At 55.5% G+C, this 15126-nt stretch carries 13 protein-coding genes; 5 read left to right on the top strand and 8 right to left on the bottom strand.

Annotation, left to right across the window (positions count from 1 at the left end):
- Positions 1-21 precede the first annotated feature (21 nt).
- Positions 22-903: a 50S ribosomal protein L11 methyltransferase gene (locus tag TH468_RS11295; protein WP_168177125.1), complete on the top strand. Its 882-nt coding sequence runs from the start codon at positions 22-24 to the stop codon at positions 901-903.
- Here the strand turns inward: TH468_RS11295 and TH468_RS11290 are convergent.
- The 3 genes from TH468_RS11290 to TH468_RS11280 all read right to left on the bottom strand — a co-directional run bounded on the left by TH468_RS11290 (position 900) and on the right by TH468_RS11280 (position 2953).
- Positions 900-1661 (bottom strand): sulfite exporter TauE/SafE family protein, encoded by a 762-nt coding sequence (locus TH468_RS11290; RefSeq protein ID WP_085644154.1) that lies wholly within the window; start codon positions 1659-1661, stop codon positions 900-902. The two genes, TH468_RS11295 and TH468_RS11290, sit on opposite strands and share 4 nt — an antisense overlap.
- 158 nt (positions 1662-1819) lie before the next feature.
- Positions 1820-2560, bottom strand: coding sequence for an SDR family oxidoreductase (locus TH468_RS11285; RefSeq protein WP_085644152.1), 741 nt, complete (start codon positions 2558-2560; stop codon positions 1820-1822).
- Between the two features lie 195 nt (positions 2561-2755).
- Positions 2756-2953 (bottom strand): hypothetical protein, encoded by a 198-nt coding sequence (locus TH468_RS11280; protein WP_139834699.1) that lies wholly within the window; start codon positions 2951-2953, stop codon positions 2756-2758.
- 276 nt (positions 2954-3229) lie between these two features.
- On the opposite strand from TH468_RS11280, the gene TH468_RS11275 reads away from it, so the two are divergent.
- Both TH468_RS11275 and mgrA read left to right on the top strand, forming a co-directional pair.
- Entirely contained in the window at positions 3230-5254 is a 2025-nt protein-coding gene (locus TH468_RS11275) for an aminopeptidase P family protein (RefSeq protein ID WP_085644123.1), read from the top strand.
- A gap of 163 nt (positions 5255-5417) precedes the next feature.
- Positions 5418-6473, top strand: a complete 1056-nt coding sequence (gene mgrA, locus TH468_RS11270) for an L-glyceraldehyde 3-phosphate reductase (protein WP_085644121.1) — start codon at positions 5418-5420, stop codon at positions 6471-6473.
- 58 nt (positions 6474-6531) lie between these two features.
- Here the strand turns inward: mgrA and TH468_RS11265 are convergent, their stop codons facing one another.
- Positions 6532-7437 (bottom strand): LysR family transcriptional regulator, encoded by a 906-nt coding sequence (locus TH468_RS11265; protein ID WP_085644119.1) that lies wholly within the window; start codon positions 7435-7437, stop codon positions 6532-6534.
- Between the two features lie 141 nt (positions 7438-7578).
- On the opposite strand from TH468_RS11265, the gene TH468_RS11260 reads away from it, so the two are divergent.
- On the top strand, positions 7579-8625 hold the full coding sequence (locus tag TH468_RS11260; RefSeq protein WP_085644117.1) for a DMT family transporter: 1047 nt from the start codon (positions 7579-7581) through the stop codon (positions 8623-8625).
- A gap of 9 nt (positions 8626-8634) precedes the next feature.
- Here TH468_RS11260 and TH468_RS11255 read toward each other — a convergent pair whose 3' ends face one another.
- Positions 8635-9186, bottom strand: a complete 552-nt coding sequence (locus TH468_RS11255; protein ID WP_085644116.1) for a thermonuclease family protein — start codon at positions 9184-9186, stop codon at positions 8635-8637.
- 311 nt (positions 9187-9497) lie between these two features.
- Here TH468_RS11255 and TH468_RS11250 point away from each other — a divergent pair, with 311 nt between their 5' ends.
- Positions 9498-10712, top strand: coding sequence for an EAL domain-containing protein (locus TH468_RS11250; protein ID WP_139834698.1), 1215 nt, complete (start codon positions 9498-9500; stop codon positions 10710-10712).
- Here the strand turns inward: TH468_RS11250 and TH468_RS11245 are convergent.
- From TH468_RS11245 to recN, 3 genes are all read right to left on the bottom strand, one after another.
- Positions 10709-11101, bottom strand: coding sequence for a hypothetical protein (locus TH468_RS11245; protein WP_037992120.1), 393 nt, complete (start codon positions 11099-11101; stop codon positions 10709-10711). The two genes, TH468_RS11250 and TH468_RS11245, sit on opposite strands and share 4 nt — an antisense overlap.
- Positions 11102-11135: 34 nt before the next feature.
- The gene (ligA, locus tag TH468_RS11240) at positions 11136-13205 is read right to left on the bottom strand and encodes an NAD-dependent DNA ligase LigA (RefSeq protein ID WP_371268750.1); all 2070 of its coding nucleotides are present in this window, start codon (positions 13203-13205) and stop codon (positions 11136-11138) included.
- A 91-nt stretch (positions 13206-13296) separates the two neighbouring features.
- Entirely contained in the window at positions 13297-14967 is a 1671-nt protein-coding gene (recN, locus tag TH468_RS11235) for a DNA repair protein RecN (protein ID WP_037992121.1), read from the bottom strand.
- Positions 14968-15126: the final 159 nt, after the last annotated feature.

The raw sequence follows: 15126 nt of genomic DNA, 5'->3' as shown, positions 1-15126 counted from the left end.
CGCAATCTTGCGAGAAGCGATATGACCGAAACCGTTCGTTGCTATAATTTCACCTTCGAGGTTGATGGCAAATATGCCCCGGCCTTTGCCGAGGCGTTGTATGAGCATTGCGATGCCCTGTCGCATTTCGAACGGCCGGGCGATCCGACTGCGCCCTGGAAGGTCGAAGGCTTTTCGGGCGATCATCTTGACAAGACCGCGGTTGAAACCGCCGTATCATTGATGGCGTCTGCGGTCGGTGTTGAGGTGCCGGTGGTCGAATTTGGCACCTACGAGCCCAAGGACTGGGTCAGCGACAATCTGCGCAGCTTCAAGCCGATTTCGGTTGGTCGGTTCTACGTCCATGGCTCGCACTGGGAAGACGGTATTCCGGTGGCCAAAACCGGTTTGCAGGTCGATGCCGGTCTGGCATTCGGGTCGGGCGAACACCAGACGACCAAGGGGTGCCTTGCGGCAATCGACTGGATCGCCAAACATTCGTACCGTTACAACGCGCTTGATATGGGCTGTGGGTCCGGCATTCTGGGCATGGCATGTGCCAAAACATGGCGTTGCCCGGTGATGATGGCTGATATCGATGCCGCATCGGTGCGCGTTGCCCGTGAAAATGCCCGGATCAACAAGATCACCGATCTGGTCACCGCGATCCATTCCAACGGCTTTAGCGACGTGCGCATCCGCAATGCCGGTTATTACGACATTGTGTGTGCCAATATCCTTGCCCGCCCGTTGCGCCATATGGCACGCGACCTGCGCGGTACGCTGGCCGAAGGTGGTTATGTGGTTCTTTCGGGGCTTCTGTCCCATCAGGAACAGTTTGTCCTGTCGGCCTATCGCGATGTTGGCCTGTCACTGGTCAAGCGTTTCCAGGTTGAGGAATGGACGACGCTGGTGGTTGGCTAAGCCACCAGCAACGCACTGACAAACCGGTAAATCCCGAACCCGCCAAGGATCACGATCAGCAACCCGACCGCGATCATGAGCGGTTTGCGCGGTATGATGCGGACAAGCACGGCGGCAAGCGGTGCGGCAGGCACGCCGCCAATCACCAGTGCCAGTGCCGCCATCCCGAAACTTTCCAGTCCGAAATGCCCGGCAAAGGTCAAGGTGATCATCACTGTCACGAAAAATTCCGATGCTGCCGAGGTGCCCAGCATCCGGTGCGGTTCGGCATGGCCGCGATAGACCAGCGTGCTTGATACGATCGGTCCCCATCCGCCGCCACCAACCGCGTCAAGGAACCCGCCAACCAGACCAAGCGGGGCAAGCCCGCGCATGGCCGCAGGCGGTTGTACCTTGCGCACCGCCTTGGCAATGACCAGAACGCCCAGCGCGCTTAGGTAAAGGGCGACAAACGGCGCAAGATATTCCCCGATCCCCGATGACAGCAACGCGGCACCGGCAGCACCGCCGATGGAACCGGCAATCGCCAGTGTCCTGACCATTTTCCAGTCAACATTGCGTGCGAAATGATGTGATGTGCCGGAAACGGCGGTGGTGAAAACCTCGGCGGCGTGCACTGTGGCACTGGCTTGCGCCGGGGGCAGGCCGATACTGATCAGGAGCGATGTCGATGTCAGCCCATAAGCTATGCCCAGCGCACCATCAACAAGCTGTGCGGCAAAGCCGATCAGAACGATCCACCAGAAAAAGTCGTCCATTTATGTGCGTTGCTCCATCAAGAACACAACGCCGGAATTGTATCGACCGGCCGTGTTTTTGATATCGGCAAATGCGCGTTTGGCGGAATGTCCGCCATGCATAAATGCCGCAGGACATTCTTGTGTTTACTCGGGTGATGGGACTTTGGGGGCGGGGCTTAACGCCCGCCTGAAATATCAATCAGCGCGCCGGTCACATAGGACGCGTCATCTGACAGCAGCCAATAAATCAGATTGGCGACTTCGTTTGCCTTGCCCGCGCGGCCCAGCGGGCAGTTGGGGCCAAGTTCGGCAACCCGTTCCGGGCGCCCGACACTGCCATGAATGTCGGTATCGATAATGCCCGGTCGCACCGCATTGACCCGAATGCCTTTGGGACCAAGTTCTTTCGAAAGACCAATGGTCAGGGTGTCAATCGCACCTTTGGACCCGGCATAATCGACATATTCACCGGGTGATCCGAGTTTGGAGGCCATCGACGATACATTGACGATTGAACCACCCGCATTTGACAGGGTGCGGGCGGCTTCGCGGGCCACGATATAGGCGCCCAGAACATTGGTATCAAACACCGATTTCATCCGTTCGATGCTCATATCCGCCAGATCGCTTTTGGGGGCAACGATCCCGGCATTATTGACAACCGCATCGATTGTGCCGAACCGGTCAAGCGTTGCCTGAAACAGGTCAACAACGTCCTGTTCATATTTCACGTCGCATTTCAGGGCGAAAACATTGCCGGTTCGTCCCGCCCGTTCACACAGCGCACAGGTTTCATCGGCACTTTCCCTGTTGCCGACATAGCTGATGGCGACGTTCCAGTCGTTTTGCGCGCACAGAATGGCGGTTGCGCGGCCAATCCCGCGGGAGCCACCGGTGATCAGGACGGTTTTTGTCATGGATGTTTCCCCGAAAATCATTATCGGCAGACACTATGACGTGGCTTTTGCGGTAGGGTCAAAAAGAAACGGCCCTGCTGTGGAGTAGCAGGGCCGTCTCAGAGGGAAAGACAAAAAAAGACCGCAAGGATCGCGAACCTTCGATCCTGTGTGGCGTCTTATGGCATCAAAGACCTAGGCGGGCGGGATTGATCCCTATTCCCTGCCCATTGCTGCTACCGAAAGGGTCTGACCCCGATGGTGGCTTTCAGCGTCGTCTGACAGATTGGCAGGGCCTGTATCAAGGCCGAGCGCGGCTCTTTCCGCAAGGGTGAGGCGCTCAAGACCGTCATAGGCCGTCTGACGACGACGCGATTGAACAACGCTTTGGGCAGTAATTGGAAAACGGATCACCGTTTTGGTCTCCTGCAAATTGACGTCCCGACGGGTCATCTTTTTGTCACCGGGATGTCATAGTTTAAACTTTCCTTAATTTGCATTGCGAAGCTTGCAGGGCTTTCATACCCATGATGCATGTGGTGGTATAGGACCAGAACAGGTGTAGTTTATTGCGGACCTGATCTGACGCGCAGGAAGGCGTTTTATGGCATTCCATCTTGCAAGTGATCAGCGAAAACCCTTAGATAGCTTTGGTCGGATGCTGCCCCACGCATAGAAACGAGGATTTTGATGACCCTTCCCGGCGATACCCAACTTGCTGCCATGCTTGAACGTGACGGCGTTAACAAGGACGTTACTGCCATTGTCGATCTGATCGACGGTGTTCTTGCCAGTGCCAATGGCGATACGCGAGCCGACTGGTTTGATCTGGTCGGTGGCAAGCTTGGCGATGATCTGAAATCGGCCCTGCTGGCATTGCGTGATGAACGCAAATCGGAATTTCTGTATGCCAAGGATGGCTATGATGCCGCGGCCCGGATCGAAGCGCTTCGCAAATATCTTGCCGCCAAGGGTGTCGATGGCTTCGTCGTACCGCGATCAGATGAACATCAGGGTGAATATGTTCCGGCCTGTGCCGAACGTCTGGCATGGCTGACCGGTTTTACCGGGTCGGCCGGGGCGGCGGTGGTGCTGGCCGACAAGGCTGCCGTATTTGTCGATGGTCGTTACACCATTCAGGTCCGCCAGCAGGTCAACCGTGACATTTACGAATATCGTCATCTGGTCGATGAGCCGGTTGTGGGCTGGATTCATGATAATCTGAAATCGGGCCAGAAGCTGGCCTATGATCCGCATTTGCATACTGTCCAGCAGGCCGAACATCTGCGCGGTGCGTGCAAAGGTATCGGTGCCGAACTGGTCGCAATCGAGCCCAATCCGATTGATGTTCTGTGGCATAAACAGCCCGCCATGCCGATAGCGCCCGTTCGTCCACATCTTCTGGAACATGCCGGTAAATCAAACGCGGAAAAACGCAAACAGATTGCCGAAATGCTCGAAAAGCTGGAATGCGACAGTGCGGTGATTTCAGCGCCTGACAGCATCGCCTGGCTTTTGAATATCCGGGGGGGCGATGTACCCCATATTCCGCTGCCGTTGGGATATGCCATCATTCATGGCGATGCATCGGTTGATCTGTTTATGGATGAACGCAAGTTTGCGGCTGAAACCGTCAAATGGCTTGAAAACGATGCGACCCTCCGCCAACCCGGCGAACTCGAAGAAGCCCTTGGTGCGTTGGGCAATCAGTCGGTCCGTCTGGACGAGGCAACCGCATCCGACTGGCTGCGCATGAAGCTTTCCGATGCCGGTGCAACCATGCGGATCGGTCGTGATCCGGTGGCGTTGCCCAAGGCCTGCAAGAACGAGGTCGAGCTTGAAGGATCGCGCAAGGCACATAAGCGCGACGGCGAGAAAATCATTCGTTATTTTGCATGGCTTGAAGAAGCCGCGTCAGATGGCAGCATTGACGAACGCATGGCAGCAGACAAACTTCTCGCACTTCGTGCTGAAGATCCGTTATTCCGCGATACCAGTTTTGAAACCATCCCGGGCAGCGGCCCGAACGGGGCTTTGTGCCATTATCGCAATACCCCCGAAACCAATCGCAAACTTTCACCGGGCGAAATTTTCCTGATCGATAGCGGCGGGCAGTATCTGGACGGGACCACCGATATCACGCGGACAACCGTGATCGGGCAACCGACCCAGGAACATCGGGATCGTTTCACCCGTGTACTGAAGGGGCATATCGCACTTGCGCGCGCGATTTTCCCGGTTGGCACCACCGGGCAGCAGCTTGATACCCTTGCCCGTGCGCCGCTTTGGGAAGCCGGGCTTGATTTCGACCATGGTACCGGGCATGGCGTTGGCAGTTACCTTGGTGTTCACGAAGGTCCGCAGCGGATCTCCAAGGCCCCGAACAAGATCGCGTTGAAACCGGGCATGATCCTGTCGAACGAACCGGGTTTCTATAAGGAAGGCGAATACGGCATTCGTATCGAAAACCTGATTGCGGTTGTCGAAGTCGATGGCCCGGTTGGGGCGGATCGCCCGATGCTGGGCTTTGAAACGCTGACCTTCTCGCCGATTGAACGCAAACTGATTGATCCGGAACTGATGACCAAGGATGAATTGCAGTGGCTGAATGATTACCACGCACAGGTCTATGCCATGTATGCCGACGATCTTGACGAAGATCTTCTTGAATGGTTGCAAAAGGCAACCGCACCGATCAAGAAACGCGTGGCGTAAGTTCGGTCTTCAGGCAAGGCACAATGCAAAACCGTCCCGACATATCGGGGCGGTTTTTTCATTTTAACACGCCTGACAGCGGGGTCTTTTTGCCTTATGAATAAAACATTGGATCGATTCAATTGCGGGCATGACCCCAAAAGAAAATAGGCAGGAGGAATAAATGGCGTCAGTGGAAGAAGGCTGGAATGCCAATCCCGCACGTTACGACAATGCAACCTATAACCGGTCTGGCAAAAGCGGCCTGATGCTGCCGCAGATCACGCTGGGTCTTTGGCAGAATTTCGGTGGTGTTGACGTTTTTGAAACGCAGCGCGCCATGATCCGGCGCGCCTTTGATCGCGGTGTCATCCATTTCGATCTTGCCAACAACTATGGCCCGCCCCCCGGATCGGCCGAGGAAAACTTTGGCAAGGTGCTGGCAAAGGACCTTAAATCCCATCGCGACGAACTGGTGATTTCGACCAAGGCGGGCTATCGCATGTGGCCGGGGCCGTATGGCGAATGGGGTTCGCGCAAATATCTGATCTCAAGTCTGGATCAAAGCCTGTCGCGGATGGGGCTTGATTATGTTGATATCTTTTATTCGCACCGTGTTGATCCGAATACGCCGCTTGCCGAAACCATGGGCGCACTTGATCAGATCGTACGTTCGGGCAAGGCGCTTTATGTCGGCATTTCGTCCTATTCCGCCGAAATGACCCGCAAGGCGCAGGCGATCCTGTCCGATCTGGGCACGCCCTGCGTCATTCATCAGCCATCCTATTCGATGCTGAACCGCTGGGTCGAAACCGAAGGGCTGCTTGATACCCTGTCCGAACTTGGCATTGGCTGCATTGCGTTTTCGCCGCTTGCGCAGGGGCTTCTGACCAACAAATACCTGAACGGTGTGCCGGAAAATTCCCGTGCCGCCCTTGAAGGATCGTTCCAGTCCGGCATGTTGTCCGAAGATAACCTGAACCGTGTGCGCGCCCTGAACGAAATCGCCAAACGCCGTGGTCAGACACTGGCTCAAATGGCGATTGCGTGGGTGCTGCGTCGCCCGGAAATCACATCAGCCCTGATTGGGGCGCGTCATGTCGAACAGCTTGATAACAGTCTCGATGCCCTGAACAACCTTGAATTCAGTGCCGAGGAACTGGCTGAAATCGACAAATACGCGACCGATGGTGGCCTGAACCTGTGGCAGAAATCATCTGATTCCGAAGCCCCGGTCTGATCAGTCCAAAGCCCCTCCAGTAAACCCCGGTACGTTCGTCGTGCCGGGGTTTTGTTTTTCAGTTATCAGCCATCGGCATGGTGCCCGCCAGATCGCGCAATGTATCAAGCACGGCTTTGGCCCCGGTACTGAGTGGGCGATCCTGAAGCCAGGACAGCATCACCTTGCGCGACAATTGCGGATTGACGATCCGCCGTGCCTTGAGCCGCCCGGTCGATAATTCCATCACCAATGAGCTTCGTGGCAAAACCGTATGCCCCAGATCGCGATGGACCAGATCGACCAGAACCCGTAATGCGTCGGCCTCGACCACCGGGGTCAGGGGGCGACCGGCACGGAATGCGGCTTCCTGCATCTTGGCGCGCAACCCGTGTTTTGGCGTTGGCATGATAAGCGGTAGGGTTAATACATCTTCATAGGCAATTTCGGTTTCGCCTTCGCCGACGCGCGACGGATGGGAAATCAGAAACAGGTCCTCGCGCCACAATGGTTCGGCATGCAGGCTGCGCGATATCATGCCGTCATGCAGGATGCCGATATCAAGGCGACCCGATAGCAATCCTTCCTGCACGTCACCTGTCAGATCCTCGGCAATCGAGATGTTCAGATCGGGATAGCGTTCGCGCAATGCTTCGACCAGCGCACCGGTGATGACGATCCCGGCACTGGGCGGCACACCGACATGGACATGACCGGTTACCTTGCTGCGTCGGGCCGACAGGTCGGCTTCGAGGCGCGCCAGATCACCCAGAATAACCCGTGCCCGTTCGGCCAGCATCTGACCGGCTTCGGTCAGTTTGACCCCGCGTCCGGTCCGTTCCAGCAGGCGGGTATCAAGTGCCTCTTCCAGAAGGTTAAGCTGTCGGCTAAGGGCTGGCTGCGACAGGTTCAGCCGGTCGGCCGCGCGCGACAGGCTGCCAAGTTCGGCAATGTGAACAAAGCTTCGAAGCTGTTTGATGTCCATTTATCTGCAATCCAAAACACATATGAACCGGCTTATGTGTCGTTAGATATAGCAAATCCTGATATCTGATAACATTTAATTCGAATTGAATAATGGCTAAGCGCGGCAGATAGTTAAGGCCAAGAGAGACCGGAGACAACAATGACAAAACCATCCGCGCCAGCAGATGCCAAATCCGTGGCAAAACCATCGGGTTCGGCCCTGACCCTTGTATTGCTGTCGACTGTGGCATTCGCAATGAAGGGGCTGTTGGCGAAATACGTTTATGCCACCGGCATGACGGTGGATGGTTTGCTGCTGTTGCGCTTTTTGATCGCGATGCCGTTTTTCTGGATCGGTGTTTATCTGTTTGGCAAACACCGCCCGGGCGAACGTACGATGAAGCCGGTCGATATTCTCTGGGGGGCGCTTTATGGCGGGCTGTTCTTTGCCGCGGCCCTGTTTGATTTTACCGCGGTGTCGGTGATTGATGTCACCGTCTCTCGGATCGTGCTTTTCACATTCCCGGCCATCGTTCTGATCCTTGAATGCCTGCATAAGTGGCGGCTTCCTCCCTTGCGCCAGTTTGTCTGCTTTGTCGTCACTTATATCGGGTTGGTACTGGTTCTCGCCCCCAACGGGATCGGTGCTGTTTCAGATCAGCTTTGGCTGGGGGCTTCTTTGGCGTTTGCCTCGGCCCTGACTTATGCCTGTTACCTTTATTTCGGGCAGCGGATGATTTCGGTCATTGGGTCGATGCATTTTGCGGCCCTGGTCAATACCATGGCAGGTGTATCAATGATCATCTATGAACTGATCGTCACCAAGCCGCTAAATCTGAATGTCGATGGGGTTTTGTGGACCGCGGGCATTTCGATCTTCTGTACGGTGATCCCGTTCTTTCTGCTGTTTGAAGGTATTCGGCGGATCGGTGCGACACAGGCAGCACTGATTTCGCTTTCGGGCCCTGCCATGACATTCTTTGCCGCATGGCTCCTGTTGGGCGAGGTGCTGACGGCACCGCAGGCGCTTGGCTTTGCTGTGGTTATTGTCGGCGTTGCGTCTATCAAGAATGGCGTCACACTGGCTGGTCTTGGCCGGTTGCTGGCCCGGCCGTTCTTTTCGGCAACCGGTCGTGGTTCGAATGACGTCAACGCGGCAGATACCGACCGCGGCCCGGCAGCGGATGCATCGGGCAAAGGTGCCTGATCGCGGCCCTTATTCGTCGCGTTGCCAGCGGCGGACTTCGGTTTGATGTTCCGGCAACCGTTCACCGCGTCGCCACAGCAGCGGGTCGATGAACTGCCCGGCCCATACCCCTGAACGGCTTTGGCGTGCGCTCTTTTCAGCCGCAGCATAAGATGGCATTTCGTTGGTCCGTGCCACGGCCATGCCGCGTGCAATCATGCTTTGGCCGATATCAATCCCGTTGGCATTGCGACAGATCGCCATGTTGCGATGGTACCGGTTCTTGCCCTGCACCTTGCAGGTGATTGGCCCGGCTGCAATCAAATTGGTAACGACCTGCCATGCATCTGCGCCGCATGCCGTGGTTTGACCATTCACGATGCACCGCTGAAACCGTTCAAGCGCGTCCGCCCCCCAAAGATCAACGCGTTTGAAACCAAACTCCAGCGTGTCGCCATCAACCGCACGCGCCTTGCCAACCAGTTCATCGAAATCGGGGTCGGCTAGTGCCGGACTCGCGACGAACAAGGCCGCAACCGTTCCCAGAACAAGCATGGTTTTGAAGAAATGCATCGGGCTCATGGTTTATCTGACTGTGTGATCGGCCAAGTATCTATCGTGTTCTGTCTGTCGGCAGAAATCAAAGAAAGTGTTGGTTCCAGCGGCAGTTGAGTACGAATCTTAAGTGACTGATCGTCAATTCAACGTCATGTGCCTGGTCAACCATTACTTGACATGGACACATTAGATTCCGTAGAGATATGTACTATATTAAAGTATAGAGTAACTCTTGACTCGTGCCTAGCACGATCCAATTCACAGACCGGGACGCTAAAGGAAGTCGCGATCAACAGCGACACATACAATGAAGTTGCATCGTTAGGGGTCCTTGGATGAATAGAACAGTCCCGAAAGAGTTGCTCGCCAGTATTCAAAAATCCGGCCTTCATAAACCTGACCATTGCGCGTTCGTTCTTGATTTTACAAGTGTGCCGACGACACGAAGCCGGACGGTTTTTTGTTCATTTGTTCGCTACTTTCAATATGGCTGTCTGCAAAACCTGACGCCGCGCATTTTATCAGACCACACATTCGTCCTGACGATGCCAAATGACCAGCGCAGCCGAATGGAAGAACTGGTCGAAAATGTACGAACATTTTTGCTGGCACGTCGATATGGTGGCCTTGACTGCAAGGTCTTCGATCTTAGTGAGGAAGCATCTGCTTTTGCGCTCTGCTGTGTCGGTCATATGCGGGCCATCACACGCGAGAACGCCGAAGACTTCCTTGATTTCTATCTGGCACCACCAAAAAACGTCATCCAGCTTGGGCAACTCGTCGAAATCGAGCGGATCATTGGCCAGGCTGACATCTCGATGCACATTCGCAGCCAACTGATCTGGGAATTGCAGCCGGAAAGCGCGCCTGCGCTTGCCGGTGAGGAGTTCTGGGTTTCTATTGCCGCGATGGAAGAGATCTCGGGCAAGGAAATCCTCAACGATGAATGGATGTTCGCGCGTTTTACAGAGCTTCTGGATAACCGGGTTCTATCCTACGTCACCAAGGAAAACTATACGGGTGAGGTTGCGCGGTTTCTGAACCTGAATCCTGTGGCTGTTGTCAGCGCCAATTTTCAGCGAATGATCAAAACCATTCCATCCCGTCAGCTTCGCAAGTTAACGGTGGAAATCCCGTTGCTGATGTGGCGAAACAATCCCAAAGTACGTCAGGGAATTCTGTCACGTTTTCAAAGGCATGGCATTCGACTGGCCTTTGATCGTGTTCCGCTGTCGCGGTTGACACAGCTTCTGGCCAAGGAAACTGAAATCGCCGACTTCATCAAACTGCATGTGGCGGATTGCGAACCCGATGAAATCAGGCAGACACTCGACCAATGTTCGTCCGATCTGATCAATAAAATAGTTTTCTGCCGCTGTGAGACAGTGGCGCAGATCGAAGCCGGTGTGCAGGCAGGCGTTTCATACTTTCAAGGGTATGGATTGGCAGGTTTTCTTGATGCGCCCGTTGAAATTGAACGGGTACTGGGCAAAGCCACAGCGAAAGATCTGCCCCGTGCGCGTCTGACCCTGGGGCGTGCGCGCGCCTAATAAAGGTCGCTGTATCGGATCTCGTCAAGCTGGGCAAAAACGATTTTCCATGTCTCGTCCTGTTTGAGCAGGGCAAAGGCATAATCACAATCAAAGATCAGATTGTTTTCCGAATTGCCGAACCGGAACGACACGATCGCGCGCGATCCGCCGGGCAGGGCGGAATGCTGTTCGACCAGCATCGATTTCGCCATCGCCAGATCGGCATTTTTCAATTCATCAAAAAACGACTGATTGTATGTATGCAGATCCTCGACTGATCCGATGGCATGAACCCCCATCAGGTCATTGATCAGGCACGGGAAGTGATAAAACGCATCAAGGGCGTCTGCTTCGAATTTAAGATGTGCATCGGCATAGCGGCGAAAAAAGCTGCCAAGGTCTTCCATAGGATACGTTTTCCTTCCGCTTTGCCCGCGCTGATCAATCGGCGATCAGATCAAGCCATCCTTGTTCATCCAGAACAGTAACACCTAATTCTTCTGCTTTCTTTAATTTGGAGCCTGCACCCGGTCCTGCAACCAGAAAATCGGTTTTTGCCGATACCGAACCGGCTACTTTTGCACCAAGGCTTTCGGCTTTGACCTTTGCCTCGTTACGCGAAAACAGTTCCAGCTTGCCGGTAAAGACAACCGTTTTGCCGCTGACGGGGCTGTCGGTAACCTGCGGGGCTTCGACATTTTCGATGGTCAGAACGGCCTGAAGGTCATCCAGCACATCGCGGTTATGTTCTTCGGCCATGAATTCAATAAGGTCATGGGCCACACTGGGGCCGATCTGATCGATATTGATCAGATCGCGCAACGCGTCACTATCGGGCGTTCCGGCATCATTCATCGCTGTGCGCCATTCCGTGATCGATCCGTAATGCCGCGCCAGAAGCTTTGCCGTGGCCTGTCCTATCTGGCGGATACCAAGTGCGTAGATAAACCTGTCCAGCGGCACGGTGCGCCGTTCATTGATGCTGGCAAACAGCTTTTCGGCCGATTTATCGCCCCAGCCTTCAAGCTTTCGAAGGGCGTCACCGTGCTTTTCCTCGATCCGGAAAATATCGGCAGGTGATTTGACCCAGCCGAGGTCAAAGAACGCCTCTATATGCTTTCCGCCCATGCCTTCGATATCGAACGCATTGCGCGACACAAAATGTTTCAGTCGTTCAACCGCCTGTGCCGGACAGATCAGCCCGCCGCTGCATCGTGTGACAGCTTCGCCTTCTTCGCGCATGGCGTGGCTGCCGCATTTCGGGCAGGTTTCCGGGAAGTCATAGGGCACGGCGTCATCGGGCCGTTCATCAGTAATGACCTCGACCACCTGCGGGATCACATCACCAGCCCGCTGAATGACGACAAGGTCATTGACCCTTACGCCGAGCCGTTCGATTTCGTCGCGGTTATGAAGGGTCGCGTTCGAGACCACAACGCCGCCAACCGTGACGGGTTCAAGCCGTGCAACCGGGGTTAGTGCGCCAGTGCGCCCAACCTGGATATCAATCGCCTTAACGCGGGTGCGGGCCTGTTCGGCCGGGAATTTATGGGCAATTGCCCAGCGCGGTGACCGGCTGACAAAGCCAAGCCGCAACTGCAATTCGAAGTCGTTGACCTTATAGACAATGCCGTCAATGTCGTAATCGAGTTCGGCCCGTTGATTGCCGAGTTCCTCGTAAAACGCCATGATCTCGTCAGTATTGTGCAAAAGCGTCGTGTGGGGATTGGTGACAAAGCCCCAACCCTTGATCTTGCTGATGAAATCCCAATGCGTCTGCGCAAGACTTTCGGACAGTTCGCCAAAGCTGTAGGCAAAGAAACGCAGCGGGCGTTTGGCACTGATGGTCGGGTCAAGCTGGCGAAGCGACCCGGCGGCGGCATTGCGCGGATTGGCAAATGTTTTACCACCGGTTTCGGTCTGCGTTTCATTCAGCTTCTGGAAGGCCGAACGCGCCATGTAAACCTCGCCACGGATTTCAACGACGTCGGCCGGGGCATCTTCGGGCAGGATTTTGGGGATGTCGGTGATATGGGCGACATTGGCTGTGACGTCTTCGCCCTCTGTCCCGTCGCCACGCGTTGCAGCACTGACCAGTTCACGGTTTTCATAGCGCAGCGATAGTGACAAACCATCGATCTTGGGTTCGCCAACGATTTCGACCGGGCTGTGCGCCGTCAGATTCAGGAAACGGCGAATACGGGCCAGAAAATCAACAATGTCCTCGCGCGAAAATGCGTTGGCAAGCGACAGCATCGGACGCGCATGCTTGATTTTGGCAAAACCATCGGCCGGGGCGGCACCAACTTCTTGCGTCGGACTGTTCTTCTTGAGCGTCGGATAGCGCGCCTCAAGCTCGATCAGGCGATTGAACAGCGCGTCGTATTCCGCATCGGGAACCAGTGGTTCGTCATTGATATAATACGCCTCGTTAAAGTCGCGAATACGGTCGGAAATTTCGGCATGCTGCAGTCCTGCCTCGGTCCGGGTTTCGGGCATGTCGGGGACAATGGACGAGGTTGACCCTTGTTCGGCGCTCATATTTCTTTTTATCCGTATTCAAGCGGCTGGAACGGGCAGGGAAAATACCCTGTCAAACGTTCTAGCGGGGTTGGTCTAAAAGGCTATCGGCCGCAGCACGGGCTTCGGCGGTGATCGAATGACCGGCCAGCATCCTTGCGATTTCTTCGCGTCGGGCACCATCGACCAGCTCGTTCACACGGGTCACCATGCTGCCGTCATTTTCGCTTTTGGCAATATTGAAGTGGGTGCGTCCACGTGCGGCGACCTGTGGGCTGTGCGTAATCACAAGAATCTGGCGTTCCCCGGCCAGCAAATGCAACCGTTCGCCAATCGCGGCGGCTGTTGCGCCGCCAACACCACTGTCGACTTCATCAAACACAAGGCTCGGCACCGCGGAAACCCGCGCCAGAACTACCTTGAGAGCAAGCAGGAAGCGCGAAAGCTCACCACCGGACGCGATTTTGTTCAGCGGCCCCGCCGGACTGCCGGGGTTGGTGGCAACCATGAACTGGACGCGATCAATCCCGTCGATACCCCATTCGTTTTCTTCCAGTTCGGCAATGTCGGTAACAAACCGCGCCTTTTCCATACGAAGCGGCGGCAGTTCGGCATTAATGGCGGTATCAAGGGTCTCGGCCGCGGCTTTGCGTGCGCCATGAAGCTTTTGCGCGGCATCGATAAAGGCCGCGCGGTGTTCGGCAACGGCAGCCGTCAGGCGCGATAATTCCTTTTCACCGAATTCAAGCTGATCGATCTGGCTGCGGTATTCCTTCATCAGGCCATTCAGCCCATCAACCGGTACATTGTATTTGCGCGCGGCCGCGCGCAACGCAAACAACCGTTCCTCAACCGTTTCCTGCTGCCCGGTATCGACATTCAGGTCTGCAAGGGTAACCGATATCGCACGCGATGCTTCTTCAAGTTCGATGGCGGCACGGTCCAGTGCCTCGATGATCGGTTCAAACCGGCCTTCGGCCTTTTGCAATTCGCGTTCAAGATGGCGCTGCGCACTGCGAAGCGCACTTTCGGCACCCTTGCCGCGCGAAAGTTCGCCCGCGGCATCATTCAGGGCTGCAACAAGCTTTTCCCCATGCATCAGGAACTGGCGTTCCTCGGCAAGGCGTTCTTCTTCGCCTTCTTCGGGGCCAAGCTTTTCAAGTTCGTCAACCGCGTGGCGCAGCCATTCTTCTTCTTCGCGCGCCTTGTTGATCCGGTTGGTCGCCGCGGTCAGTTCCTTTTGCGTATCGCGCCATGCGCGCCACTGATCGCGCACCGTAAGTGCCAGGCTGCCAAGATTGCCGTGCGCATCAAGGGTCGCACGATGGGTGGTCGGATCCAGTAAACCGTGCTGGTCAAACTGGCCCTGAATTTCGACACAGTAATTGCCGACATCGCGCAGCAACCCGACTGATACCGACTGATCATTGACATAGGCGCGCGAACGCCCGTCGGAGGTGACAACACGACGCACCACCAGTTCGTCGTCCTCAACCTCGATATCCTGTTCGGCCAGAAGCCTGTAAACCGGATGACCGGCGGGCAGGGTGAAGGTTGCGGTAACGCTGCATTTGTCCGTACCATGTCGGACAAGGCCGCTATCGGCGCGTGCGCCAAGTGCCAGCCCCAACGAGTCAAGCAGGATCGATTTCCCGGCACCGGTTTCCCCGGTAAGCACACTAAGCCCGTCGCGGAAATCAAGGTCCAGCTTGTCGATCAGAACAACATTTCGGATGCTAAGCCGTCGGAGCATTGCGGGATACTGACATTGTTAAAACAGGTGCGATCGTGCCCGTCAGGCAGCGTCGCGACAAGCAGAGTGCCCAATCACAGCGCGCCTTGCAAGCTTTGGCAGAACGCAAAATCTGCCGCATCCCTGTGTGCCGCAGGAAAGAGCGAAAAATGTTGAAAA

The organism is Thalassospira sp. MCCC 1A03138, from assembly GCF_002115785.1.
Lineage (GTDB): Bacteria > Pseudomonadota > Alphaproteobacteria > Rhodospirillales > Thalassospiraceae > Thalassospira.
This window is presented reverse-complemented; position numbering and strand designations above follow the sequence as displayed.

Bases quoted from the DNA above. Each gene is read 5' to 3' on its own strand.
- TH468_RS11295 (WP_168177125.1), top strand. From the start codon at position 22: ATGACCGAAACCGTTCGTTGCTATAATTTCACCTTCGAGGTTGATGGC.
- TH468_RS11290 (WP_085644154.1), bottom strand. From the start codon at position 1,661: ATGGACGACTTTTTCTGGTGGATCGTTCTGATCGGCTTTGCCGCACAG.
- TH468_RS11285 (WP_085644152.1), bottom strand. From the start codon at position 2,560: ATGACAAAAACCGTCCTGATCACCGGTGGCTCCCGCGGGATTGGCCGC.
- TH468_RS11275 (WP_085644123.1), top strand. From the start codon at position 3,230: ATGACCCTTCCCGGCGATACCCAACTTGCTGCCATGCTTGAACGTGAC.
- mgrA (WP_085644121.1), top strand. From the start codon at position 5,418: ATGGCGTCAGTGGAAGAAGGCTGGAATGCCAATCCCGCACGTTACGAC.
- TH468_RS11265 (WP_085644119.1), bottom strand. From the start codon at position 7,437: ATGGACATCAAACAGCTTCGAAGCTTTGTTCACATTGCCGAACTTGGC.
- TH468_RS11260 (WP_085644117.1), top strand. From the start codon at position 7,579: ATGACAAAACCATCCGCGCCAGCAGATGCCAAATCCGTGGCAAAACCA.
- TH468_RS11255 (WP_085644116.1), bottom strand. From the start codon at position 9,186: ATGAGCCCGATGCATTTCTTCAAAACCATGCTTGTTCTGGGAACGGTT.
- TH468_RS11250 (WP_139834698.1), top strand. From the start codon at position 9,498: ATGAATAGAACAGTCCCGAAAGAGTTGCTCGCCAGTATTCAAAAATCC.
- TH468_RS11245 (WP_037992120.1), bottom strand. From the start codon at position 11,101: ATGGAAGACCTTGGCAGCTTTTTTCGCCGCTATGCCGATGCACATCTT.
- recN (WP_037992121.1), bottom strand. From the start codon at position 14,967: ATGCTCCGACGGCTTAGCATCCGAAATGTTGTTCTGATCGACAAGCTG.